The sequence below is a fragment of the Streptomyces carpinensis genome (assembly GCF_002154505.1).
Taxonomy (GTDB): Bacteria; Actinomycetota; Actinomycetes; order Streptomycetales; family Streptomycetaceae; genus Streptomyces; species Streptomyces carpinensis.
Window position 1 is genome coordinate 1 of record NZ_MUBM01000101.1, and the last position, 24,211, is coordinate 24,211.

Genomic DNA, 24,211 nt, shown 5'->3' on the forward strand with positions numbered 1-24,211 from the left:
GCGTAATAGCTTCACACGCCTGACCGCGGTCTACTACCCTGGACTCGGAAGTACATCGCGATGAACGAACCCCGGGCCCAGCGCCCCTGACCGAGCCTCTGGACCGCCCGTGAGCACCCCCAGCGCCGCCACCCCGTCCTCGTCGACCCCCCTGAGCCCGCAGTTCCCGCCGCGCCGGCCCAGCCGCCCGCGCCGGGAACTCCGGGCTCACCGGGCCGCTTCGGCTCCTTCGGCCCCGTCGGGCTGGTGCTCGCCGGCGGCATCTCGGTTCAGTTCGGTGGCGCGCTGGCCGTGACGCTGATGCCCCGGGCGGGCGCGCTCGGTGTGGTGAGCCTGCGGCTGCTGGTGGCCGCGATCGTGCTGCTGCTGGTCTGCCGCCCCAAGCTGCGCGGGCACTCGCGCGCCGACTGGGGCACGGTCGTCGTCTTCGGCATCGCGATGGCCGCGATGAACGGCCTGTTCTACCAGGCCGTCGCCCGTATCCCGCTCGGCCCCGCCGTCACCCTGGAGGTCCTCGGCCCGCTCGCCCTGTCGGTGCTCGCCTCCCGCCGCGCGATCAACGCCCTCTGGGCGGCCCTCGCCCTGGGTGGCGTCTTCCTGCTCGGCGGCGGAGGGTTCAGCAGCCTCGATCCCGCCGGTGTCGCCTTCGCGCTCGGCGCGGGCGCGATGTGGGCGGCGTACATCGTCTTCAGCGCCCGAACCGGCCGGCGCTTCCCGCAGGCCGACGGCCTGGCCCTGGCGATGGCGGTCGGCGCGGTGCTGTTCCTGCCGCTGGGGATCGCCGAGTCGGGCGCGAAGCTCGCCGACCCGACGACGTTCGGGCTGGGCGCGGCCGTGGCGCTGCTCTCCTCGGTCCTGCCCTACACCCTCGAACTGCTGGCCCTGCGCCGCCTGCCCGCCTCGACCTTCGCGATCCTCATGAGCCTGGAACCGGCCCTCGCCGCCACGGCCGGCTTCCTCGTCCTGGGGCAGTCCCTCTCCGCCGCGGAGGGCGCCGCCATCGCACTCGTCATCGGGGCGAGCATGGGCGCGGTGCGGACGCAGGTGGGGCGGGGGAAGGCCCCGGCGGTCGAGGCGGGTTCCTGACCGCTCCGGGGCCCCTCCCCGGGCCTCAGGCCACCGGAGGCCTGTGTCACTCGTTCGGCGAATAAATTCATGCAAGCATGCTTGATTGTTTTTGAAGCCGCTGCCATGCTCCCCCCATGGCCGACCCGACGCCCGTCATCGACGACCTGCGTGCCGAGAGCGACGAACTCGACCGGCTCGTCTCCCGGTTGAGCCCGGAGCGATGGGAGCTCGCGACGCCCGCTCCCGGCTGGACCGTCGCCCACCAGATCGCCCACCTCGCCTGGACCGACCGTTCGGCGCTGGTCGCCGTCACCGACGCGGAGGCGTTCCGGGCACTGGTCGAGAAAGCGCTCGCCCGTCCCGACGCGTTCGTGGACGAGGGCGCGCAGGAGGGCGTCCGGCTTCCGCCCGGCGAACTGCTCTCGGCGTGGCGCGACGCGCGTGCCGCGCTCGAACAGGCCCTGCGCGCGGCGGCACCCGGCGCACGCTTCCCCTGGTACGGGCCGCCCATGTCGGCCGCCTCCATGGCCACCGCACGCCTGATGGAGACCTGGGCCCACGGACTGGACGTGGCGGAGGCCCTCGGCGTCACCCGCGCCCCCACCGACCGGCTCCGGCACATCGCCCGGCTCGGCGTGCGGACGCGCGACTTCGCCCACACCGTTCACGGGCTCACCCCGCCCACCGAGGAGTTCCGCATCGAACTCACCTCGCCGACGGGCGAGATGTGGGCCTACGGTCCGTCCGACGCCCCGCAGCGCGTCACCGGGCCCGCCCTCGACTTCTGCCTCCTCGTCACCCAACGTGCCCATCGCGCCGACCTCGCCCTGACCGCCGTGGGCCCGGACGCGGACCGGTGGCTGGACATCGCCCAGGCCTTCGCCGGGCCGCCCGGCGCCGGACGCGCGCCCAGGGGGGCGGCCGAATGACCCTGCGCATCGGCAACGCCTCCGGCTTCTACGGCGACCGTTTCGACGCCATGCGCGAGATGCTCACCGGCGGCCAACTGGACGTCCTCACCGGCGACTACCTCGCCGAGCTGACCATGCTCATCCTGGGCCGGGACCGGCTCAAGGACCCGGCCGCCGGGTACGCCCGCACCTTCCTGAGGCAACTGGAGGAATGCCTCGGCCTCGCCCACGAGCGCGGCGTGAGGATCGTGACGAACGCCGGCGGCCTCAACCCCGCCGGACTCGCCGCACGCGTGAGGGAACTGGCCGACCGGCTCGGCATCCCCGTACGGGTCGCCCATGTCGAGGGCGACGACCTGGCCGCCTCCTTCCCCGGCAGCCTCGCCGCCCACGCCTACCTCGGCGGCTTCGGGATCACGGCGGCCCTGCGCGCGGGCGCCGACGTCGTCGTCACCGGGCGGGTCACCGACGCCGCCCTGGTCACCGGGCCCGCCGCCGCCCACTTCGGCTGGCAGCCGGGGGAGTACGACCGGCTGGCCGGCGCCGTCGTCGCCGGGCACGTGCTGGAGTGCGGCGCCCAGGCCACCGGCGGCAACTACGCCTTCTTCGCCGACCACGGCCTGCAGCGGCTGCGCCACCCCGGCTTCCCCCTCGCCGAGATCCACGCCGACGGCAGCTGCGTCATCACCAAGCACCCGGGCACGGGCGGTGTCGTGGACGTCGGCACGGTGACCGCCCAGCTGCTGTACGAGACGGGCGGTGCGCTCTACGCCGGGCCCGATGTCACGGCGCGGCTGGACACCGTACGCCTGCGCCAGGACGGGCCCGACCGGGTGCGCGTCGACGGGGTGCGCGGTCAGGCGCCGCCGCCCACCCTCAAGGTCGGCCTCAACCGCCTCGGCGGCTTCCGCAACGAGGTCACCTTCGTCCTCACCGGGCTCGACATCGAGCGCAAGGCGGAGCTGGTGCGCCGGCAGATGGAGGACGCCCTCGGGGCCGCCGAGTCACGCCCGGGCGAGGTGCGCTGGGACCTGGTGCGCACCGACCGGGCCGACGCCGACTCCGAAGAGGCGGCGAGCGCCCTGCTCCGACTCGTCGTGCGCGACCGGGACGCGGAGGCCGTGGGACGGGCGTTCAGCGGGGCCGCCGTGGAGCTGGCGCTGGCCGGATACCCCGGCTTCCACGTGCTCGCGCCGCCCGGCAAGGGCGCGCCCTACGGCGTCTTCGACGCCGCGTACGTCCCCCAGGACGCCGTGGAACACAGCGCCGTCCTGCACGACGGCCGCCGTATCGCCGTACCGCCGCCCCACGACACGCGCGCCCTCGGCGACGTACCGGAGCCGCCCCTGCCCGACCCCCTTCCCACCGGGCCCGCACGGCGCGCCCCGCTCGGCCTGGTCGCCGGGGCCCGCAGCGGGGACAAGGGCGGGGACGCCAACGTCGGCGTGTGGGCGCGGACGGAGGACGCCTGGCGGTGGCTCGCGCACGAGCTGACCGCCGACCGGTTCCGGCAGCTGATCCCGGAGAGCCGTGCGCTGCCCGTCACCCGGCACGTCCTGCCCGATCTGCGCGCCCTCAACTTCGTCGTCGAGGGGTTCCTCGGTGAGGGCGTCGCCGCCCGCCACCGGTTCGACCCGCAGGCCAAGGCCCTCGGCGAATGGCTGCGCTCCCGCCACCTGGAGATTCCGGAGGCCCTGCTGTGACGGTCCTGTCCTCCTCCCTGGACACCGCCTCCCCCGACCACCGGGCGAACCGAGAGGCGATGCTCGCCAGGCTCGCCGACCTCGACGCCGAGCACGCCAAGGCGCTGGCGGGCGGCGGCGCGAAGTACGTCGAACGGCACCGGCGGCGCGGCAAGCTGCTCGCGCGGGAGCGGATCGAACTGCTGCTCGACCCCGACACCCCGTTCCTGGAGCTGTCGCCGCTGGCCGCCTGGGGCAGCGACTACGCCGTCGGCGCCTCGCTCGTCACCGGGATCGGGGTCGTCGCGGGCGTCGAGTGCCTGATCACCGCCAACGACCCGACCGTGCGCGGCGGCGCCAGCAACCCGTGGAGCCTGAAGAAGGCGCTGCGCGCCAACGACATCGCGCTGGCCAACCGGCTGCCCTGCATCAGCCTCGTCGAGTCCGCAGGCGCCGATCTGCCCTCCCAGAAGGAGATCTTCATCCCCGGCGGCGCCATCTTCCGGGACCTGACGCGGCTGTCGGCGGCCGGCATCCCGACCGTCGCCGTCGTCTTCGGCAACTCCACCGCGGGCGGCGCCTACATCCCCGGCATGTCCGACCACGTGATCATGGTCAAGGAGCGTGCCAAGGTGTTCCTCGGCGGGCCGCCGCTGGTGAAGATGGCCACCGGCGAGGAGAGCGACGACGAGTCGCTGGGCGGTGCGGAGATGCACGCGCGCGTGTCCGGGCTCGCGGACTACTTCGCCGTGGACGAGCAGGACGCGCTGCGGCAGGCCAGGCGCGTGGTCGCCCGCCTCAACCACCGCAAGGCGTACGGCGATCCGGGCCCGGCTGCACCTCCCCGGTACGACCCGGAGGAACTCCTGGGCATCGTGCCCGGCGACCTGAAGACCCCCTTCGACCCGCGCGAGGTGATCGCCCGGATCGTCGACGCCTCCGACTTCGACGAGTTCAAGTCGCTGTACGGGACGAGCCTCGCCACCGGCTGGGCGACCCTCCACGGCTATCCCGTGGGCATCCTCGCCAACGCCCAGGGCGTGCTGTTCAGCGAGGAGTCGCAGAAGGCCGCCCAGTTCATCCAGCTCGCCAACCAGCGCGACATCCCGCTGCTGTTCCTGCACAACACCACCGGCTACATGGTCGGCCGCGAGTACGAACAGGGCGGCATCATCAAGCACGGCGCCATGATGATCAACGCCGTCAGCAACTCCCGCGTCCCCCACCTCTCCGTCCTCATGGGCGCCTCCTACGGTGCCGGTCACTACGGCATGTGCGGACGGGCCTACGACCCGCGCTTCCTGTTCGCCTGGCCCAGCGCCAAGTCCGCCGTCATGGGGCCGCAGCAGCTCGCCGGGGTGCTGTCGATCGTCGCCCGGCAGTCCGCGGCGGCCAAGGGACAGCCGTACGACGACGAGGCGGACGCGGCGCTGCGCGCGATGGTCGAGCAGCAGATCGAGTCCGAGTCACTGCCGATGTTCCTGTCCGGCCGACTGTACGACGACGGCGTCATCGACCCACGCGACACCCGCACCGTCCTCGGTATCTGCCTGTCGGCCCTCCACACCGCCCCCTACCAGGGCGCGCGCGGCGGCTTCGGCGTCTTCCGGATGTGAGGTCCATGATTCAGACACTGCTGGTCGCCAACCGGGGCGAGATCGCCTGCCGCGTCTTCCGCACCTGCCGCGAGGCGGGCATCCGGACGGTCGCCGTGCACTCGGACGCCGACGAGAACGCCCTCCACGCGCGCGTGGCCGACGCCGCGGTACGCCTGCCGGGCGCCACGCCCGCCGAGACGTATCTGCGCGGAGACCTGATCGTGAAGGCGGCCGTCGCGGCCGGCGCGGACGCCGTGCACCCCGGCTACGGCTTCCTGTCCGAGAACGCCGACTTCGCGCGCGCCGTGCTGGACGCCGGCCTGGTGTGGATCGGGCCGCCGCCGCAGGCCGTCGAGACGATGGCGTCCAAGACCCGGGCCAAGGCGCTGATGGGCCTGGAGCCCTTGCGCGAGGTCACCGAGGCCGACCTGCCCGTGCTCGTCAAGGCCGCCGCGGGCGGCGGCGGACGCGGCATGCGGGTCGTACGGCGGCTGGAGGACCTCGACGGCGCACTGACCGCCGCACGGGCCGAGGCGGCGAGCGCGTTCGGCGACGGCGAGGTGTTCGTCGAACCGTTCGTGGAGCGCGGACGCCACGTCGAGGTGCAGGTCCTCGCCGACACCCACGGCACCGTCTGGGCGCTCGGCACCCGAGACTGCTCCCTGCAGCGCCGCCACCAGAAGGTCATCGAGGAGGCCCCCACGCCCGGACTGACCGCCGAGCTGGAGCGGGACCTGCACGAGCAGGCCGTACGGGCCGCCCGTGCCGTCGACTACGTCGGCGCGGGCACCGTCGAGTTCCTGGTGGCCGACGGCCGGGCCCACTTCCTGGAGATGAACACCCGCCTCCAGGTCGAGCACCCGGTGACCGAAGCCGTGTTCGGCGTCGACCTCGTCGCCCTCCAGATCCGCGTCGCCGAGGGGCACGCCCTCGACGCGGAGCCGCCGCACGCGCGCGGGCACGCGATCGAGGCCCGTCTGTACGCCGAGGACCCCGCCCGCGACTGGGCCCCCCAGACCGGCACCCTGCACCGCCTCGCCGTCCCGGACGGGATCCGCCTGGACACCGGATACACCGACGGCGACACGATCGGCGTCCACTACGACCCGATGCTCGCCAAGGCCGTCGCCCACGCCCCCACGCGCGCGGAAGCACTCCGCAAGCTGGCCGGCGCCCTGGAACGGGCCGAGGTCCACGGCCCCGTCACCAACCGCGACCTGCTCGTCCGCTCGCTGCGGCACGAGGAGTTCGCCCACGGCCGCATGGACACCGGTTTCTTCGACCGCCACCTCACCGAACTGACCGCGCCCGTGCCCGACCCGCACGCCCCGCTGGCCGCGGCGCTCGCCGACGCCCACGGCCGCTCCCGGTTCGGCGGCTGGCGCAACCTGCCCTCGCAGCCCCAGACCAAGCGGTACCTCATGGCGGGCGAGGAGCACGAGGCGCGCTACCGGCACACCCGCACCGGTCTCGCCGCCGACGCCCCCGGAGTACGGGTGGTGCACGCCGACGCGCGAACCGTCGTCCTCGAAGTGGACGGCGTACGGCGCAGGTTCGAGGTCGCCCGCTACGGCGACCAGGTCTACGTCGGCCCCACCGCCCTCACCGCACTGTCCCGCTTCCCCGACCCGGCCGCCCAGCGCGCCCCCGGGTCACTGCTCGCCCCCATGCCCGGCACCGTCGTACGCGTCGCCGACGGCCTGGCCGTGGGAGCCGCCGTACGGGCCGGAGAGCCACTGCTGTGGCTGGAGGCCATGAAGATGGAACACAAGATCACCGCACCCGTCACCGGAACGGTGACGGCCCTGCACGCGGCCCCCGGCCGCCAGGTCGAAGTCGGCGCCCTGCTCGCCGTCGTGGAAGCCATCGCCGCAGACGCCCCCGCCGTAGAGGCCAACCAGGAGGATCAGTGAGCGCCACGCTGGAAACCGACGAACACAAGGCCCTGCGCGCCGCCGTCGCCGCGCTCGGCAGGCGCTACGGGCGTGAGTACATCACCCGGACCGTCACCGAGGGCCGCCACCCCACCGAACTGTGGGCCGAGGCCGGCAAACTCGGTTACCTCGGCGTCAACCTCCCCGAGGAGTACGGAGGCGGAGGCGGCGGCGTCGCCGAACTCTCCATCGTGCTGGAGGAACTGGGCGCGGCCGGCTGCCCGCTGCTCATGCTGGTCGTCTCACCCGCCATCTGCGGCACCGTCATCGCCCGCTTCGGCACCGAGGAGCAGAAGCGCACCTGGCTGCCCGGCCTCGCCGACGGCATCCGCACCATGGCCTTCGGCATCACCGAACCCGACGCCGGCTCCAACTCCCACCGCATCACCACCACCGCCCGCCGCGACGGCGCCGACTGGCTGCTCACCGGCCGCAAGGTGTTCATCTCCGGAGTGGACATCGCCGACGCCGTACTCGTCGTCGGCCGCACCGAGGACGCCCGCACCGGACGCCTCAAGCCCTGCCTGTTCATCGTCCCGCCGGACGCCGAGGGCTTCGAGCGCCACCCCATCGACATGGAAATCAACGCCGCCGAGAAGCAGTTCGAGCTCGTCCTGGACGACGTACGACTGCCCGCCGACGCACTCGTCGGCGACGAGGACGCCGGACTGCTGCAACTGTTCGCCGGACTCAACCCCGAACGCATCATGACCGCCGCCTTCGCGATCGGCATGGGCCGCTACGCGCTCGCCCGAGCCGTGGAGTACGCGCGCGAACGCACCGTCTGGAAGGCCCCCATCGGCGCCCACCAGGCCATCGCCCACCCCCTCGCGCAGGCCCACATCGACCTCGAACTCGCCCGGCTGATGATGCAGAAGGCCGCCCACCTCTACGACGCCGGCGACGACATCGGCGCCGGAGAGGCCGCCAACATGGCCAAGTACGCGGCCGGAGAGGCCTGTGTGAAGGCCGTCGACCAGGCCGTGCACACCCTCGGCGGCAACGGCCTCACCCGCGAGTTCGGACTCGCCTCGCTGATAACGGCCGCGCGCGTGGCTCGCATCGCCCCGGTGAGCCGGGAGATGATTCTCAACTACGTCTCCCACCAGAGCCTGGGCCTGCCCAAGTCGTACTGAGTCGCACCGAGCCGTACCGACCCGCCTGCCGGCGTGCGAGGAGGAACCGTGTTCCGCAGCGAGTACGCAGACGTTCCGGCCGTGGAACTGCCCATCCACGAAGCCGTGCTGGGGCACGCCGCCGACTTCGGCGACGCGCCCGCACTGATCGACGGCACGGACGGCACCACCCTCACCTACGAGCAGGTGGACCGGTTCCACCGGCGCGTGGCCGCCGCGCTCGCCGAGGCGGGCGTACGCAAGGGCGACGTCCTCGCCCTGCACAGCCCGAACACCGTCGTCTTCCCCGTGGCCTTCTACGCGGCCACCCGCGCGGGAGCCTCGGTCACCACCGTGCACCCGCTCGCCACACCCGCCGAGTTCGCCAAACAGCTCACGGACTCGCAGGCCCGCTGGATCGTCACCGTCTCACCGCTGCTCGAAGTGGCCCGCCGCGCCGCCGAACTCGCCGGTGGGATACGGGAGATCCTCGTGTGCGACAGCGCGCCCGGACACCGCTCGCTGAACGACATGCCGGCCTGCACCGCCGCCGACCCCCAGGTGGGCATCGACCCCGCCACGGACACGGCGGCGCTGCCGTACTCCTCCGGCACCACCGGCGTCCCCAAAGGCGTCATGCTCACTCACCGGCAGATCGCCACCAACCTCGCCCAGCTCGATCCGGTGATCACCACCGGTCCCGGCGACCGCATCCTCGCCGTCCTGCCGTTCTTCCACATCTACGGCCTGACCGCCCTGATGAACGCCCCCTTGCGCAAGGGCGCCACCGTCGTCGTCCTGCCGCGCTTCGACCTCGAGACGTTCCTCGCGGCCATCCAGAACCACCGCATCACCGGCCTGTACGTCGCCCCGCCGATCGTCCTGGCCCTCGCCAAGCACCCGGCGGTCGCCCACTACGACCTGTCCTCCCTCAAGTACGTCATCAGCGCCGCCGCCCCGCTCGACGCGGCGCTCGCCGCCGCCTGCGCCGAGCGCCTCGGCCTGCCCCCGATCGGCCAGGCCTACGGCATGACGGAACTGTCGCCCGGCACACACGTCGTCCCCCTCGACGCCCTGCACGAGGCACCCGCCGGCACCGTCGGACGCCTCATCGCCGGCACCGAGATGCGGATCGTCTCCCTCGACGACCCAGGCAAGGACCTCGGCGTCGGCGAGGCCGGCGAGATCCTCATCCGCGGTCCCCAGGTCATGAAGGGCTACCTCGGCCGGCCCGACGCCACCGCCGCCATGATCGACACCGACGGCTGGCTGCACACCGGAGACGTCGGGCGCGTCGACGCCGACGGCTGGCTGTTCGTCGTCGACCGGGTCAAGGAACTCATCAAGTACAAGGGCTTCCAGGTGGCCCCGGCCGAACTGGAGGCCCAGCTGCTCACCCACCCCGGCATCGCCGACGCCGCCGTCATCGGCGCCCACGACGAGGACGGCAACGAGATCCCGCACGCCTTCGTCGTCCGTCAGCCCACCGCCGACGGCCTGAACGAGAACGAGGTCATGCTGTACGTCGCCGAACGCGTCGCCCCGTACAAGCGCGTCCGCCGGGTCACCTTCATCGACAGCGTCCCCCGCGCCGTCTCCGGGAAGATCCTGCGCCGACAGCTCAGGGAGCACGCGTGACCGCACTGATCGGACGTACACGCGCGCGTGCCGTCGAAACGCTCAGCCTGGACGCCACCGGCACCCGCAACGCCTTGTCCGCCGCGCTCGTCGGCGAACTCGCCGCGGCCCTCGCCGACTGCGCCGAGGACCACGAGATACGGGCCGTCGTCCTCACCCACACCGGCACCACCTTCAGCGCCGGGGCCGACCTGCGCGACCCGCCCCACCCCGACGCGCTGGTGGGACTGCTGCGGCAGATCGTCCAGCTGCCCAAACCCGTGATCGCCCGGGTCACCGGACACGTCCGCGCCGGCGGCCTCGGCCTCCTCGCCGCCTGCGACATCGCCGCCGCCTCGGCCTCGGCCACCTTCGCCTTCACCGAGGTACGCATCGGCGTGGCCCCGGCCGTGATCTCCCTGACGGTCCTCCCGCGCGCCGACCCCCGCGCCCTGGCCCGCCACTACCTCACCGGCGAACGCTTCGACGCCGCCGAAGCGGTGCGCACAGGCCTGCTCACCACATACGCGGACGACGTGGACGACGCACTCGCCCCCGTCCTGGACGGCCTGCGCCGCTCCTCCCCGCAGGCCCTGGCCGAGACGAAACGGCTGCTCACGGCTAGGGTGCTGGAGACGTTCGACCGGGACGCGGCCGACCTGACCGCGCTCTCGGCCCGGCTGTTCAGCTCCGCCCAGGCCCGGGAGGGGATGACGGCCTTCCTGGAAAGACGGGATGCGGCATGGGTGGTGTGAGTACGGCGGAACGCGACCGTGTACCCAAACAGGACCGCAGCCGGGCCACCCGGCAGCGACTCCTCCAGGCCGCCGTGGCCTGCCTCGCCGAACACGGCTGGGCGGGCTCCACGGTGTCCGTCGTCGCCGAACGCGCCGGCGTCTCCCGCGGCGCCGCACAGCACCACTTCCCCACCCGCGAGGACCTCTTCACCGCCGCCGTCGAGTACGTCGCCGAGGAACGCTCCACCGCCCTGCGCGCGCTCTTCCCCCAGGGCGCCGCGGGCGACCGGCGCGCCGTGGTCCTCGCCCTCGTGGACCTCTACACCGGCCCCCTCTTCCGCGCCGCCCTCCATCTCTGGGTCGCCGCCTCCGACGAGGACCAGCTTCGCGTCCGCGTGACCGAGCTGGAGGCCCGCGTGGGCCGCGAGACCCACCGCATCGCCGTGGAACTGCTCGGCGCCGACGAGTCCCGCCCCGGCGCCCGCGAGACGGTGCAGGGCTTCCTCGACATGGCCCGCGGCCTGGGCCTGGCCAACCTCCTCACCGACGACACCGCCCGTCGTGAACGCGTCGTCACGCAGTGGGCGGCGCTGCTGGACGAGGCACTGCGCTGAGCCGCCGGGACGGCGCGCGGGGCCCTGCCCGCACGCCGCCCGAGGGCCCGTACGCCGCCGGAAGGCCCGCACGGCGCCGGGGACGCGTCAGCGCACGATGTCGTCGTAGCCCGCGATGTCGCGCGGGCTGCGCGGGCCCGGGCCGATGTAGCGGGCGGAGGGACGCACCAGACGGCCCGTGCGCTTCTGCTCCAGAATGTGCGCCGACCAGCCCGCCGTGCGCGCACAGGTGAACATCGACGTGAACATGTGCGCCGGAACCTGGGCGAAGTCCAGCATGATCGCCGCCCAGAACTCCACGTTCGTGGCCAGGACGCGGTCGGGGCGCCGGTTGTGCAGCTCCTCCAGAGCCGCCTTCTCCAGGGCCTCGGCGACCTCGAACCGCGGAGCACCCAGCTCCCGCGCGGTACGGCGCAGCACCCGCGCACGCGGGTCCTCCGCCCGGTACACCCGGTGGCCGAAGCCCATCAGCCGCTCACCGCGGTCCAGCGCCCGCCGCACATACCCCTCGGCATCCCCGGTCCGCTCGATCTCCTCGATCATGCCGAGCACCCGGGAGGGCGCACCTCCGTGCAGCGGACCGGACATGGCCCCCACCGCACCCGACAGGGCGGCTGCCACGTCCGCGCCCGTGGAGGCGATGACCCGGGCGGTGAACGTCGACGCGTTCATGCCGTGCTCGGCGGCGGACGACCAGTAGGCGTCCACGGCCGCGACGTGCTTGGGGTCCGGCTCGCCCCGCCAGCGGATCATGAACCGCTCGGTGATGGAGTTCGCCTTGTCGATCTCCCGCTGCGGCACCATCGGCAGGCCCTGCCCGCGCGCCGACTGGGCGACGTACGACAGCGCCATCACGGCGGCCCGCGCCAGGTCCTCGCGGGCCTGCTCGGCGTCGATGTCCAGCAGCGGTTTCAGACCCCACACCGGGGCGAGCATCGCAAGCGCCGACTGCACGTCCACACGGATGTCACCCGAATGCACCGGGATCGGGAACGGCTCGGCGGGCGGCAGACCGGGGTTGAAGGCACCGTCGACGAGCAGCCCCCACACGTTGCCGAAGGAGACGTGACCGACGAGGTCCTCGATGTCGACGCCCCGGTACCGGAGGGCGCCGCCCTCCTTGTCCGGTTCGGCGATCTCCGTCTCGAACGCGACGACTCCCTCGAGCCCGGGTACGAAGTCGGACATCAGGCGGCTCCTAGTGGTCTGTGCGACAGATGGTGCGGCGGGGAGGACGACCAAGTGTCGGATGTCAGAAGTGGGCGGTCGTGGGGCCCGGACGGGCTCCACCGGACTTCCTCGGGCATTCCCGCCCGTGCGGATCCGCGGTCGTGTCCGCCGACTCGCGGTCCGGGGCAGTCACCCCTGTCATGCCCCGTGCGGTCGGAGCTCACCCAACCGGCACGGCATCAGCACGATAACCCCGAGTGCCGGAGTTGGGGAGGTCGTCCGGCACTCAGTGCCACGCAGTGACGAAGGACACCCTGCGGGAAGGGGGCCGCAGATACGGCAAGATGACCGCGTGACCGACCGAGAAGCCGGAGAAACCGCGCCCTTCGACCTCGCCGCCATGCGCATGCACTACCGGGCCGAAGGCCTGACGGAGGCCGACCTGGCCGACACGCCGGTGCAGCAGTTCGCCCACTGGTTCCAGCAGGCCGCCGCCGAGGCCCACCTGTTCGAACCCAACGCCATGGTCGTCTCCACCGCCGACGCCGAGGGCCGGCCCAGCTCGCGCACCGTCCTGCTGAAGGCCTTCGACGAACAGGGCTTCGTCTTCTACACCAACTACGGCTCCCGCAAGGCCCGCGACCTCACCGCGAACCCGCACGTCTCCCTGCTCTTCCCCTGGCACCCGATGGCCCGCCAGGTCATCGTGCAGGGCACCGCCCGGCGCACCGGCCGCGACGAGACCGCCGCCTACTTCCGCACCCGTCCGCACGGCTCCCAGCTCGGCGCCTGGGCCAGCGCCCAGTCCACCGTGATCGCCGACCGCGAGGTCGTCGACGCCCAGTACGCCGAACTGGCCACCCGCTACCCCGAGGGCGAGCAGGTCCCCGTCCCGCCCCACTGGGGCGGCTTCCGTGTCGTCCCCCAGTCGGTGGAGTTCTGGCAGGGGCGCGAGAACCGCCTCCACGACCGCCTGCGCTACGTCGCCCGAACGGACGGAAGCTGGCGCGTGGAGCGTCTGAGCCCCTGAGGGGCCCGTACACGCAGACGACCCGCGAGCTGGGTCCCTCCGCCTGACGGCGGAGAAGCCGGCCGGACGTACCGGCAGCTCGCGGGTCGGGTGACTGCTTGGGATTGGGCCGGCTGCACGCGTCTGTCACGTGCTGGTCCGGCACCGCACTGGTGTGGTGACGGGCCGCTAGCCCGCAGCCACCTCACGCGTCCGGTTCTCATACATCTGCCGAACCACCTCCCTTCTCGTGTACCCCACACCCTAAGAACCGGTCGGCCCCCGATCAACCACTTTTTTCGGGGCGCCGGCGTTCCCCGTATGACGGAGCGAGGTGCTGTACGCGCGGCGGCGCACCGCCTGGCCTCTCACAGGCGCCCGTTCTCCGTCAGCCCGGCCAGGTCCAGCGCCGTCGCGATGCGTACGGCCACGTCTTCCGCGTAGGCCGCGTCGGAGCGCTCGAAGGGGCTGCGGCCGGAGCCGCGCAGGAACGTGACGACGCCGAGGGTGCGGCCGCGGCTGCGCAGGACGGCGCACAGCGCGTGCACGGTGTCGGCGGGCCACTGGCGGGCCAGCGCCCACGCCTGTGCCTGGTCGGCCGGCGCCGTGCCGACGGTGGCACGGACGGCGCCGGTCCGTTCGATGCACTGCAGGGCGGGGTGTCCCTCGCCGTAGCGGACGGGCAGTCCGGCCTGGCCGGTGAGCAGGCTGGGGCCGGGGCCGTCGGAGGGGGTGGCGGCGACGCGCACCAGCCGGAGCGGGGTCGGGAGCTCGCCGTCCTCCCCGGCGGTGCCCGCCACACGGTCGACGAGGGCGTGGTCGGCGAAGCCGGCGAGCGCGAAGTCGAGGTGGACGGTCGCGGCCTCCGCCGGGTCCTCGCACTCGGCTGCGGCGCGGGCCGCCCGGTGCAGCTGGTTGGTGCGGAACCGCAGCAGGGAGGCCTCCTGCTCGGCGTGCTTGGCGTCGGTGACGTCGACGAAGAGCCAGGCGACGCCGAGCGGCACGGGCTCCTCGGCCAGGGGTGAGGCGAGCCGGACGAATCCGCTGCGCCAGCAGCGCCGCCTGTTGCCCTCGGGGGCGCGGACGCTCACCCAGATCTCGGCGGGCGCGGGCGGCGCGCCTTCCGCCAGGACGTGGGTGAGTGCGCTCTCGAGGTCCTCCACGCCCTGGGAGAGCAGTTCGCCGAGGGGGCGGCCGAGCGCGGCCGTGCGGCCGGTGCCGAGGGCGCGGGCCGCATGGGCGTTGACGACGGCGGGCCGCAGGTCGGCGTCGACGAGGACGACGCCCCACGACGCGTCCTCGAACAGGGCCTCGCTGAGCGCGATGGACCGCTCCAGGTCGATCTGCGCGTGCACCTCGCTGAAGGCGCAGTACAGGCCGGCGGGCTCGCCGTCGGGGCCGCGCACGGCCGCGGACTGGGTGCGTACGAGGACGCGGCCGCCGTCCTTGGTGAGGAGGGCGAACTCGTGGACCTGCCGTCCGCGTGCGTGCATGGCGGACATCAGCTGCCGTTCCACCTCCTCGGCGTCCGCGCTGCGCACGGCCCATCCGGCGAAGCCGTGCCGGCCGACCGCCTCGGCGGCCGTCCAGCCGAGGATGCGCTCGGCCTCGCGGTTCCAGTGGGTGACGACGCCGCCGGCGTCGAAGGCGCAGAGGGCGGCGTCCATGCCGTCGAGCAGGGCGGCGAGCAGGTCGGAACCGTCCGGGCCACCGGAGCCGCCGGTGCTGTCAGGGCTGTCGACGGCCTCCGGACCGTCCCGCTCCGGCTCGGGCTCGTCCGGCCCCAGCTCGTCGGTGGTCCCACTACGCCGGGAAGCACTCACCTGGACCCCCTGCAGGCTGCGTCCGCACGCACGGCGCGTCGGTTCACTCACTGGCCATCATTCAACTTGAACGTGACGCAGCGCACATCGAGTTCCCGCAAGATTGAAAGAATCGTTGTAAGCGGGAATTCCCGGTGGACCTGGAGCGAACTCCGGGGCGACGGGCGCTACGCGCCGGAGGCCGTCAGCCGCAGCGTCACCCACAGGTCGGTCTCGCCCGGCAGCACGTACCGCTCGGTCTCGGTGAAGCCGAGCCGCTCGGCGAAGCGCACACCGTCCTCGTTCGCGGCCAGTACGACGGTCTCGACCGCCCGCGCGCCGAGCACGCGCGCGTGCGCCAGGCCCTTCTCGCACAGCGCCGTACCGATGCCGCCGCGCCGGTGTTCGGGGAGCACGCGCGCGATGACCGTGGCGACCCCCTCGTCCCCCTCGGGCGGTCGGACGGTGGAGCAGCCCACGAGGAGGTCGCCGAGGTAGGCGTTCTCCAGCCGGTTGCGTCCGCCGCGCTCGCGCACCTCGTCGAGGGTCAGCGCGGCGGGCGGCACGATCACGTTGTGGACGTGCCGCCAGTCGCGGAGCATGGTCTCGCCTGCGACGGGCTCGATACGAAGATCAGACATGGCGGGCAGCGAACCGTACGTCCCCGAGGGCGTCAACCGCGTTTGCGCGCGTGAGCGCTCCCTGCGTGGGCCGTCCCTCACCGCCGGTAGAAGATCCGGTCCGCGTACTGCTCGAAGACCAGGCCGTTCCACTCGTGGCCGCCGTCGACGTTGCCGGAGCGCAGCAGCGGGGGCTCGATGCCCCGGTCGGCCAGGACGCCGGCGGTGGTGGCCATGACCGCCTGGAGGAGGGCGGTGGTGACGACCGTGGAGGCAGGAGCGAAGGGCGCGGGAACGGTGTCGAGGGTGAGCTCGGCGTCGCCGACGGCGATCTTGGAGTCGAGGACGAGGTCGCAGTGGTCCTTCAGGTAGGTCCCCGACACGTGCCGGGACGTGGTCTCCGTCGCGTACGCCACCGACGTCACTCCGATGACCTTCACACCCAGGGCGCGGGCGTTGACGGCCATCTCGACGGGGAGGGCGTTGCGGCCGGAGAGGGAGACGATCACCAGGGCGTCGCCGGAGCGGATGGGCGAGCTGTCCAGGACGGCGGCCGCGAGGCCGTCGACGCGTTCGAGGGCGGAGCCGAGGGTCGCGGGCATGACGTCGACGCCGACGGCGCCGGGGACGGCGAGGAGGTTCATCAGGGCGAGGCCGCCGGCCCGGTAGACGACGTCCTGGGCGGCGAGGGAGGAGTGCCCGGCGCCGAAGGCGAACAGGCGGCCGCCGCCGGCCACGGTGTCGGCGAGCAGGGTGCCGGCGGCCGTGATGGACGCGGCCTCCTCGTCGCGGACCCGCTGGAGCAGGCCGATGGCCGCGTCGAAGAACTGGCCGGCCAGCGTGCGGTCGCTCATGCGGGATCCCTCCGGATGCCTGTCGGGTCTTGGCGGGGTTGTGTCTGCGGGGCTGCGGCTGCGTCCACGGGGCCGTTCGCCTCTTGCCCGTGTGCCGCGGATCACGGTGAGGTCTGGACCAGAGTCCTGTCAATACGGCCGGGTGGGGCGCCGGCGTGTCCCCGGACGGCGCGGCCGCCCGCGACCGCTCAGCAGTGGCCGTGTCCGTCCGCGACCGCGGTCCTCGGCTCCGGGTTCTGTCGGCACGCCCCGGTTGTCAGTGGTATGCGTCAGAATTGAGTGCAGGGCCAGCGCACGCGCCTGGGAGCCGCCGGGCTTCCGGCAGAGGTAATCGAGGGGCACGTATGTCCGGACTGATCGACACCACGGAGATGTATCTCCGCACCATCCTCGAGCTGGAGGAGGAAGGCGTCGTCCCCATGCGCGCCCGGATCGCCGAGCGGCTGGACCAGAGCGGGCCGACGGTGAGCCAGACGGTGGCGCGGATGGAGCGCGACGGCCTGGTCTCGGTGGCCGCGGACCGGCACCTGGAGCTCACGGACGAGGGCCGCCGGCTGGCCACGCGCGTGATGCGCAAGCACCGGCTCGCCGAGTGCCTGCTGGTCGACGTGATCGGCCTGGAGTGGGAGCAGGTGCACGCCGAGGCCTGTCGCTGGGAGCACGTGATGAGCGAGGCCGTCGAGCGCCGGGTGCTGGAGCTGCTGCGGCACCCGACCGAGTCGCCGTACGGCAACCCGATCCCGGGCCTGGAGGAACTGGGCGAGAAGGACGGCGCCGACCCGTTCCTGGACGAGGGCATGGTGTCCCTGGCCGACCTCGACCCGGGCTCCGACGGCAAGACGGTCGTCGTCCGCCGGATCGGCGAGCCGATCCAGACGGACGCGCAGCTGATGTACACGCTGCGTCGCGCGGGCGTGCAGCCCGGTTCGGTGGTGAGCGTGACGGAGTCGGCGGGCGGTGTGCTGGTCGGCAGCGGTGGCGAGGCCGCCGAACTGCAGGCGGAGGTCGCCTCCCACGTCTTCGTCGCCAAGCGCTGATCGCCGGTCCCTTCCGCCCCTCCCCGCCTTCCGGGCGGTGCCTCCGGCTCCGCATCCCAGCGCGTCGAAGCGCAGCGCCCGGGCGTCCGGCGTGCGAGGCTGTCGCTCGAGGCATATGACTCATGGGGGTGGGGGAGGATGTGCCGAAGACGTGGAGAGGGCCCCGGCGCCGTGCGGCGCCGGGGCCTGTCCTCCCCTGTTGCGACCCGGAGCCCCGAGCTCTCAGGGTCGTCCCCTCGGACCCCTTTTCCCCGAGTGGTCCGCCTCCCGTTGAAGATCTCCCCCCGGTGGCGGCGATCATGCGTTGCGGGGGGTCACTCGAACGAGGGGTGTTCGCGATGGGAACGGCATTTTCGAATAGGCATTCGATAACCTGTGGGTGATGGGCCGCAGGAGGCCCGTGCCACGGGAATGGGCAGTGGAGCTAGGGGGGTGCCAAGGCCAATGGCGCGGCGCATCGACGTGACCGGGGCGGGCGGCGTACGGCTCGCCGCCTGGGAGTTCGCGGAAGCCCCGAAGGCAGCACCGGACAGGACCGCACCCGACAGGACGGCACCGCGCCCCTTGGTACCGGCCCAGGCGGAACCGCGTGAACGGCACGAGACCTACGACCCGTACACCGGCCAGGAGGTCGAGCTCCGCCCGCCCACCGGCGTGCTCTTACTCCACGGACTCATGGGCCGCGCCTCGCACTGGGCCGCCACCGCCCGCTGGCTCGCCGAGCGGCACCGGGCCGTCGCCCTCGACCAGCGAGGCCACGGCCAGAGCGAGAAACCCCCGCAGGCCGCCTACACGCGCGACGCCTACGTCGAGGACGCCGAGGCGGCCATGGAGCAGCTCGGCCTCGGTCCGGCCGTCGTCATCGGACACGCCATGGGCGCCCTCACCGCCTGGCAGCTCGCCGCCAAACGCCCCGACCTGGTGCGCGGACTGATCATCTGTGACATGCGGGCCTCCGCGCTCGGCGCGACCTCCCAGCGCGAGTGGGAGGACTGGTTCAAGACCTGGCCCCTGCCCTTCACCACCCTCGCCGACGTCCGCAAGTGGTTCGGCGAGGACGACCCCTGGGTGGAGCGGCCGAACCCGGCCCGCGGCGAGTTCTACGCCGAGATCATGCACGAGTGCCCGGACGGCTGGCGCCCCGTCTTCGAACCCGAACAGATGCTCACCTCCCGCGAAACCTGGGTCTACGACGCGCACTGGGAGGAGCTGGCCCAGGTCCGGTGCCCTGCCCTGGTCGTGCGCGGCCTCGACGGCGAGCTGGGCCGCGCCGAGGCCCAGGAGATGGTGCGCGTCCTCCCGCACGGCCAGTACGCGGAGGTCGCCGACGCCGGTCACCTCGTCCACTACGACCGGCCGGAGGCCTGGCGCGCGGCCATCACACCGTTCCTGGAGGCGGTCCTCACCGGCTGAGCCCGAGGAGCAGGCCGACCGCGTTCGGCCTGCTCATCCCTTACTCACCCCTTGCTCACCGACGTGAGGATCTCCGGCAGCCGGGCCGCCGTGCGTGGAGCCGCGAGTCGCAGGCCCAGGTAGGTGATCGCCGCCCCGTACAGCGCGCCCGCCGGGAGCAGCAGCCAGCTCCAGGTGTCGCCGGTCGCGCTGACGTTCGCCCAGATGGCCAGGGCGATCACGGGGGAGGACAGCAGGGCCGCCGAGACCATGCCACCGAAGATGGCGATCCAGGCGAGGCCCGCCTGGCCGGGGGCCACGTTCTTGTAGCCCTCCTGCGGGATCGAGTAGGGGAAGCGTGCCGACGTCCACGCGCCGGTCGCCAGCATCGCGCCGAGCAGGGCGAAGGACAGGCCGAGCACCTCGGGCAGCCGTGGCCAGTCGCCGAGCAGCGCCGTCGTCACCACGGTGACCAGCGTGGCGTACGGCAGGGTCACCACCAGCAGGGCCAGTGCCCGTCCGCGCAGCTCGAGGTAGGCGTCGCGGGGGGAGGAGACCGTCAGCGCGACCATCCAGAACGCGGAGGTGTCCTGCCCGAACTGGTTGTACATCTGGATGCCGAGCATCCCGGCGGCGAAGCAGGCGAAGTACAGCGATCCGGTGCCCTGCAGGGCGTTGAACACCGGCACGATCAGGCCGATGGCCAGCGAGGTCACCCAGGCCGCCTTGGTCTTCGGGTCGCGCCAGACGTAGCGCAGGCTGCGCTCCATGACGGTGCCGGTGCGGCCGGCGGGGAGCAGCCGGGTCAGTCCGCCGGCGCGGGACCGTTCGCGCGTGGCGGTGTCGGCGGGCTGGAGCGTCGAGGCGTCGGGGGAGGTCATCAGCCGAGTCAGGCTGCGCGCCCACACCCCGAGGAGGGCGGCCAGGGCAGCCGCGGTCAGCGCGAGCTGTACCACCGCGACGCCGTACGAGCCGTCGCTCACCGAGTCCACCGCGGCCACCGCCGAGGCGGGCGGCACCCACCGCACCACGTCCGCCACCGGATCGAGCCGGCCGAGCCCCGACGAACCCAGTCGCTGCATGCCGAAGTTGACCAGCTGCGCGCCGATGGCGACGACCAGACCGCTGAGGACCGCCAGGTCCCGGCCCTTGCGGCTGGTCAGCAGGCGGACGTTGGCGGCGGCCACGGCCCGGGCGAGGGCCACGCACACCAGCAGGGCGAGCAGCAGGGCGACGACCGCGACGACGTACGCCGCCGCCCCGCGCGCCACCGAGATCACACAGCCCGCCAGCAGCAGCACCGTGAACAGCGGCCCGATGCCGACCAGGGAGGCCGCCAGCAGGGCCCGGACGAGCGGCTGCGGACGCAGCGGCAGCATGACCAGGCGGGTCGGGTCCAGGGTCTCGTCGCCGCTGGGGAAGAACAGCGGCATCACCGCCCAACCCAGGGCCAGTACGGCCACGCCCAGCACGGCCACGGAGGCGATGTGCGCGTGCCCGCGCAGCACGATGAACCCGAGCAGCTGCGACGCGGCGAACAGCAGCGCGACGACGGCCGACGCGATGAACGCGGCGCGCCGGCCGCCGGACTGCCGCAGTCCGCCCCGCAGCAGCGACAGCTTCAGCCGTACGACGACCGGTGTGATCGAGCCGGTGGAGCCGGCCGGCGAGGCGGACCCCGCAGCGGCGCTCATCGAGCGCCCCCGCCCAGCCAGTCCAGGTCGGCACCGGCGCCCCGGCCCTGCGCCCCGACGAGTTCGAGGAACGCCTGCTGCAGGCTCGGGGCCTCGCCGCGCACCTCGGCGAGGGGCCCCTGGGCGCGGATCCGGCCGGCCGCCATGACGGCCACCCAGTCGCACAGGGACTCGACCAGTTCCATGACGTGCGAGGAGAACACGACGGTCGCGCCGGAGGCGGTGTACCGCTCCAGGACGCCCCGGATGGTCTGTGCGGACACCGGGTCGACCCCCTCGAACGGCTCGTCGAGGAAGAGGACTTCGGGGTTGTGGAGGAGTGCGGCCGCGAGCCCGATCTTCTTGCGCATGCCGGTCGAGTAGTCGACGACGAGCTTGTGCTGGGCCCCGGCCAGGTCCAGCACGTCGAGCAGCTGCATGGCCCGGCGGTCCACCTCGGCCCCGGGCAGCCCGCGCAGCCGCCCGGAGTACGACAGCAGTTCGCGTCCCGACAGCCGCTCGAAGAGCCGAAGTCCCTCCGGCAGCACCCCGATCCGGGCCTTCACCGCCACCGGGTCACGCCACACGTCGTGGCCGACGACCTCGACGGTTCCCTGATCGGGCCGCAACAGCCCGGTCACCATGGACAGCGTGGTGGTCTTGCCCGCCCCGTTGGGCCCCACCAGGCCGATGAACTTCCCGGCGGGCAGCTCCAGATCGATCCCGGCGACGGCGATCTGCTGCCCGAACCGCTTCCAGAGCCCTTGGACACGTACGGCGCTTGTACTCACCACTGCTGCTCCCTCCGTCAGGGTGAACCCTACGAGGGAGCGGCGCCCCGCAGGGGGCGCGCCTCTGCCGCTCCTACTGGTGTCTGCCGCCCATGCCGGTCGCTGCCGCCTCTACCGGTCCCTGCCGCACGCGTAGGCCAGCGCCGAGATCAGCTCCTCCGCGTCCGGCAGCCATCGGTTCGCCGGCGTCGGCCGGCAGGCCCACTGCACCGCCCCGCGCGACCCGTACCGCGTGGGCGGCGCGGCCACGTACGCGCCCTCGCCCAGCGCGACCAGGTCCAGGGAGCCCGGTGCCCACCCCAGCCTGGGCAGCAGATCCGGCAGTTTCGCGCGCGCCCCCGGCAGCACGAAGAACTGCATCCGCCGTTCCGGCGTCAGCGTCACCGGTCCGAGCGTCAGCTCCATCCGCTCCATGCGGGCCAGCGCGAGGAACCCGGCCGTCTCCGGGACGCAGATCGCGTCGAAGGTCCGGCCGGTGGGGAGCAGAATCGAGGCGGTCGGCTGCCGCTGCCACATCCGGCGGGCGACGGTGGCGCTGCCGGTCGCCTGTGCCGCCCAGTCCGCACGTGCCGGGTGCGCGCCGGGTGCGGCGCACGCGGGGTCGCCGCAGGAGCACCGCTGCACCCCGTCCACGGGCTCGAGCCAGGTGCCGGGGAACACGTCCCAGTGGCGGTCCTCGGCATAGCGAACGGCGGTCTCCAGCAGGGAGTCTCCGCGCTGCTTGGGGATCTGACCGGCAATCTGTGCGGCTTGCGCGCCCGGGATCGTCTCTTCCACGCCCCACTCAACTTCCGCGCCCACCTGGAGTTACGGGTGGCGCGGGAGCCGGCGGCAGGGACCCGCGCGCGAGAGGGGAGCATCGATTCCGCGCCCGGGGCGCATGGATGCATGTGTGGGGGCGCGCGGGAGGAGCCTCGGCAGGTGCTGGGTAATCCTCTCTGCGGGGGTATCCGCCCTTACCCCGGCAATCTTCGCGTGTCCCGCATTTTCGGTATGTCCATGGGGCATTGATCTCCACGGCCGGGCCTCTGCGCCGGGACGCGATCGGGTCCGGCCGTGCGGAACGGATCGACGTCGGTGTGTGGGCAGGGCACCGGAGCCACACGGCGAGTGAGCCGAAGGGGCGAGCCGCCAAGAAGGCAGGGGGTTAACGCCATGGCCGCAAGGCCTCTCGTCGCGCGGCAGCCGAACGAACGGCTGCAGGCGCTCATCCAGGAAGCGGGCTGCTCGAACGCCGGCCTGGCCCGCCGGGTCAACATGTGCGGCGCCGAGCACGGCCTCGACCTGCGCTACGACAAGACGTCCGTGGCGCGCTGGCTGCGCGGACAGCAACCACGCGGGCGGGCCCCGGCGATCATCGCCGAGGCGCTGGGCCGCAAGCTCGGCCGTACGGTCACGATCGACGAGATCGGCATGGCCAACGGCAAGAACCTCGCCTCGGGCGTGGGTCTCCAGTTCTCGCCGACGGTACTGGGGGCCATCGAGCAGGTCTGCGAGCTGTGGCGCAGTGACGTGGGGCGCCGGGACTTCCTGTCCGGCTCCTCCGTCGCCGCCTCCGCGCTGGTCGAGCCGAGCCGCGACTGGCTGATCTCCGCGCCGGACGGGCAGGTCGCGCGCTCGGCCGGGCCCCGGGTGGGCCAGTCCGACGTGGCGGCCGTGGGGGCCATGACGCAGGCCCTGGTCGACCTGGACCACAGCTACGGCAGCGGGCACGTGCGCCCGGTGGTCGTGCACTACCTCAACAGCGTCGTCTCGGGGCTGCTGGCCGGGTCGTACCGGGAGGCGGTGGGCCGCGATCTGTTCGCCGCCGTCGCGCGGTTGACGGAGCTCGCCGGCTACATGGCCGTGGACACCGGTCAACCGGGCCTGGCCCAGCGGTACTACATCCAGGCGCTGCGGCTCGCCCAGGCGGCCGGGGACCGTGGTTACGGCGGCTATGTGCTCGCCGCCTCCATGAGCCACCTGGCCGCGCAGCTGGGAAACCCGCGGGAGATCGCGCAGTTGGCGCGGGCGGCACAGGAAGGGGCGCGGGGTCGCGTGACGCCGCGCGCGGAGGCGATGTTCCACGCGGCGGAGGCGCGCGGGCACGCGCTGATGGGCGACGCGCGGGCGTCCCAGCTGTCCGCCGGCCGGGCGGTGAGCGCGCTGGAGTCCGCCGATCCGGACTCCGGGGACGACCCGGCGTGGATCGCGCACTTCGACGAGGCCTATCTCGCCGACGAGTTGGCGCACTGCTACCGGGACCTGGGGCAGCCGGAGGCGGCGGCGCGGCAGGCGGAGGCGGCGCTCGCCGGGCACCCCGCCTCGCGGGCCCGGCGGCGGGCGATCGGCTATGTGCTGCTCGCCACGGCGCAGGTGCAGCAGCGGGAGATCGAACAGGCCTGCGGCACCGGCCTGAAGGCCGTGGAGCTGCTGGAGACCCTGCGGTCCAACCGGGGTGCGGAGTACCTGGAGGACCTCCAGCAGCGCCTCGACCCGTACCGGGACGAGGCGGTGGTAAGGGAGTTCGGGGCACGGCTGGAGGTGCAGGCCGCGGCCTGAAGTGTGTGGGCGGACCCTATACAGCGCTGCACGAGAGGGTTTTGTT

General features: G+C 73.1%; 19 protein-coding genes and 1 pseudogene. 13 read left to right on the forward strand and 7 right to left on the reverse strand.

Features of this window, described 5'->3' with window-relative positions:
* Positions 1 to 109 precede the first annotated feature (109 nt).
* The 9 genes and pseudogenes from BZY54_RS15170 to BZY54_RS15210 all read left to right on the forward strand — a co-directional run bounded on the left by BZY54_RS15170 (position 110) and on the right by BZY54_RS15210 (position 11,276).
* Positions 110 to 1,086: pseudogene (locus tag BZY54_RS15170) on the forward strand (EamA family transporter).
* A gap of 116 nt (positions 1,087 to 1,202) precedes the next feature.
* The gene (locus tag BZY54_RS15175; protein WP_086725720.1) at positions 1,203 to 1,997 is read left to right on the forward strand and encodes a TIGR03084 family metal-binding protein; all 795 of its coding nucleotides are present in this window, start codon (positions 1,203 to 1,205) and stop codon (positions 1,995 to 1,997) included.
* Entirely contained in the window at positions 1,994 to 3,682 is a 1,689-nt protein-coding gene (locus BZY54_RS15180) for an acyclic terpene utilization AtuA family protein (RefSeq protein WP_086725721.1), read from the forward strand. The genes BZY54_RS15175 and BZY54_RS15180 overlap by 4 nt, the downstream gene beginning before the upstream one ends.
* Complete coding sequence (locus BZY54_RS15185) at positions 3,679 to 5,277, forward strand: acyl-CoA carboxylase subunit beta (protein ID WP_086725722.1); 1,599 nt, start codon at positions 3,679 to 3,681, stop codon at positions 5,275 to 5,277. The genes BZY54_RS15180 and BZY54_RS15185 overlap by 4 nt, the downstream gene beginning before the upstream one ends.
* Before the next feature lie 5 nt (positions 5,278 to 5,282).
* Positions 5,283 to 7,172, forward strand: coding sequence for an acetyl/propionyl/methylcrotonyl-CoA carboxylase subunit alpha (locus tag BZY54_RS15190; protein ID WP_086725723.1), 1,890 nt, complete (start codon positions 5,283 to 5,285; stop codon positions 7,170 to 7,172).
* A complete protein-coding gene (locus tag BZY54_RS15195) occupies positions 7,169 to 8,329 on the forward strand; it encodes an acyl-CoA dehydrogenase family protein (protein ID WP_086725724.1) in 1,161 nt (386 codons plus the stop codon). The genes BZY54_RS15190 and BZY54_RS15195 overlap by 4 nt, the downstream gene beginning before the upstream one ends.
* A 48-nt stretch (positions 8,330 to 8,377) precedes the next feature.
* Positions 8,378 to 9,946: a 4-coumarate--CoA ligase family protein gene (locus tag BZY54_RS15200; protein ID WP_086725725.1), complete on the forward strand. Its 1,569-nt coding sequence runs from the start codon at positions 8,378 to 8,380 to the stop codon at positions 9,944 to 9,946.
* Positions 9,943 to 10,680 carry an enoyl-CoA hydratase family protein gene (locus BZY54_RS15205; protein ID WP_086725726.1) on the forward strand — a complete coding sequence of 246 codons (738 nt, stop codon included), beginning with the start codon at positions 9,943 to 9,945 and terminating at the stop codon, positions 10,678 to 10,680. Before BZY54_RS15200 ends, BZY54_RS15205 begins: the two co-directional genes overlap by 4 nt.
* Positions 10,668 to 11,276, forward strand: coding sequence for a TetR/AcrR family transcriptional regulator (locus BZY54_RS15210; RefSeq protein WP_086725727.1), 609 nt, complete (start codon positions 10,668 to 10,670; stop codon positions 11,274 to 11,276). The genes BZY54_RS15205 and BZY54_RS15210 overlap by 13 nt, the downstream gene beginning before the upstream one ends.
* Positions 11,277 to 11,363: 87 nt before the next feature.
* On the opposite strand, the gene BZY54_RS15215 is transcribed toward BZY54_RS15210, so the two are convergent.
* Complete coding sequence (locus BZY54_RS15215; RefSeq protein WP_208640659.1) at positions 11,364 to 12,464, reverse strand: citrate synthase 2; 1,101 nt, start codon at positions 12,462 to 12,464, stop codon at positions 11,364 to 11,366.
* Between the two features lie 334 nt (positions 12,465 to 12,798).
* Between BZY54_RS15215 and pdxH the strand changes: the two genes are divergently transcribed.
* A complete protein-coding gene (gene pdxH, locus BZY54_RS15220; protein ID WP_086725728.1) occupies positions 12,799 to 13,476 on the forward strand; it encodes a pyridoxamine 5'-phosphate oxidase in 678 nt (225 codons plus the stop codon).
* 347 nt (positions 13,477 to 13,823) lie between these two features.
* Here the strand turns inward: pdxH and BZY54_RS15225 are convergent, their stop codons facing one another.
* The 3 genes from BZY54_RS15225 to BZY54_RS15235 all read right to left on the reverse strand — a co-directional run bounded on the left by BZY54_RS15225 (position 13,824) and on the right by BZY54_RS15235 (position 16,731).
* Positions 13,824 to 15,278, reverse strand: a complete 1,455-nt coding sequence (locus BZY54_RS15225; protein WP_086725741.1) for a PAS domain-containing protein — start codon at positions 15,276 to 15,278, stop codon at positions 13,824 to 13,826.
* 167 nt (positions 15,279 to 15,445) lie between these two features.
* Positions 15,446 to 15,898 (reverse strand): GNAT family N-acetyltransferase, encoded by a 453-nt coding sequence (locus tag BZY54_RS15230; protein WP_086725742.1) that lies wholly within the window; start codon positions 15,896 to 15,898, stop codon positions 15,446 to 15,448.
* 77 nt (positions 15,899 to 15,975) lie between these two features.
* The gene (locus BZY54_RS15235; protein WP_086725729.1) at positions 15,976 to 16,731 is read right to left on the reverse strand and encodes an SIS domain-containing protein; all 756 of its coding nucleotides are present in this window, start codon (positions 16,729 to 16,731) and stop codon (positions 15,976 to 15,978) included.
* A gap of 344 nt (positions 16,732 to 17,075) precedes the next feature.
* Between BZY54_RS15235 and BZY54_RS15240 the strand changes: the two genes are divergently transcribed.
* Together BZY54_RS15240 and BZY54_RS15245 are read left to right on the forward strand one after the other, a co-directional pair.
* On the forward strand, positions 17,076 to 17,768 hold the full coding sequence (locus BZY54_RS15240) for an iron-dependent transcriptional repressor DtxR (protein WP_086725730.1): 693 nt from the start codon (positions 17,076 to 17,078) through the stop codon (positions 17,766 to 17,768).
* Between the two features lie 444 nt (positions 17,769 to 18,212).
* Positions 18,213 to 19,181, forward strand: coding sequence for an alpha/beta fold hydrolase (locus BZY54_RS15245; protein WP_167413998.1), 969 nt, complete (start codon positions 18,213 to 18,215; stop codon positions 19,179 to 19,181).
* A gap of 44 nt (positions 19,182 to 19,225) precedes the next feature.
* Here BZY54_RS15245 and BZY54_RS15250 read toward each other — a convergent pair whose 3' ends face one another.
* From BZY54_RS15250 to BZY54_RS15260, 3 genes are all read right to left on the reverse strand, one after another.
* The gene (locus BZY54_RS15250) at positions 19,226 to 20,854 is read right to left on the reverse strand and encodes a transporter (protein ID WP_086725732.1); all 1,629 of its coding nucleotides are present in this window, start codon (positions 20,852 to 20,854) and stop codon (positions 19,226 to 19,228) included.
* Positions 20,851 to 21,645 carry an ABC transporter ATP-binding protein gene (locus BZY54_RS15255; RefSeq protein ID WP_086725733.1) on the reverse strand — a complete coding sequence of 265 codons (795 nt, stop codon included), beginning with the start codon at positions 21,643 to 21,645 and terminating at the stop codon, positions 20,851 to 20,853. Before BZY54_RS15255 ends, BZY54_RS15250 begins: the two co-directional genes overlap by 4 nt.
* Positions 21,646 to 21,735: 90 nt before the next feature.
* Entirely contained in the window at positions 21,736 to 22,401 is a 666-nt protein-coding gene (locus BZY54_RS15260; RefSeq protein ID WP_086725734.1) for a bifunctional DNA primase/polymerase, read from the reverse strand.
* Positions 22,402 to 22,779: 378 nt separating this feature from the next.
* On the opposite strand from BZY54_RS15260, the gene BZY54_RS15265 reads away from it, so the two are divergent.
* Positions 22,780 to 24,165 (forward strand): NsdA family TPR-like regulatory protein, encoded by a 1,386-nt coding sequence (locus tag BZY54_RS15265; protein WP_086725735.1) that lies wholly within the window; start codon positions 22,780 to 22,782, stop codon positions 24,163 to 24,165.
* The last annotated feature ends 46 nt before the right edge of the window (positions 24,166 to 24,211 follow it).

Bases quoted from the DNA above. Each gene is read 5' to 3' on its own strand.
- BZY54_RS15175 (WP_086725720.1), top strand. From the start codon at position 1,203: ATGGCCGACCCGACGCCCGTCATCGACGACCTGCGTGCCGAGAGCGAC.
- BZY54_RS15180 (WP_086725721.1), top strand. From the start codon at position 1,994: ATGACCCTGCGCATCGGCAACGCCTCCGGCTTCTACGGCGACCGTTTC.
- BZY54_RS15190 (WP_086725723.1), top strand. From the start codon at position 5,283: ATGATTCAGACACTGCTGGTCGCCAACCGGGGCGAGATCGCCTGCCGC.
- BZY54_RS15210 (WP_086725727.1), top strand. From the start codon at position 10,668: ATGGGTGGTGTGAGTACGGCGGAACGCGACCGTGTACCCAAACAGGAC.
- BZY54_RS15215 (WP_208640659.1), bottom strand. From the start codon at position 12,464: ATGTCCGACTTCGTACCCGGGCTCGAGGGAGTCGTCGCGTTCGAGACG.
- BZY54_RS15230 (WP_086725742.1), bottom strand. From the start codon at position 15,898: ATGTCTGATCTTCGTATCGAGCCCGTCGCAGGCGAGACCATGCTCCGC.
- BZY54_RS15235 (WP_086725729.1), bottom strand. From the start codon at position 16,731: ATGAGCGACCGCACGCTGGCCGGCCAGTTCTTCGACGCGGCCATCGGC.
- BZY54_RS15240 (WP_086725730.1), top strand. From the start codon at position 17,076: ATGTCCGGACTGATCGACACCACGGAGATGTATCTCCGCACCATCCTC.
- BZY54_RS15245 (WP_167413998.1), top strand. From the start codon at position 18,213: ATGGCGCGGCGCATCGACGTGACCGGGGCGGGCGGCGTACGGCTCGCC.
- BZY54_RS15250 (WP_086725732.1), bottom strand. From the start codon at position 20,854: ATGAGCGCCGCTGCGGGGTCCGCCTCGCCGGCCGGCTCCACCGGCTCG.
- BZY54_RS15265 (WP_086725735.1), top strand. From the start codon at position 22,780: ATGGCCGCAAGGCCTCTCGTCGCGCGGCAGCCGAACGAACGGCTGCAG.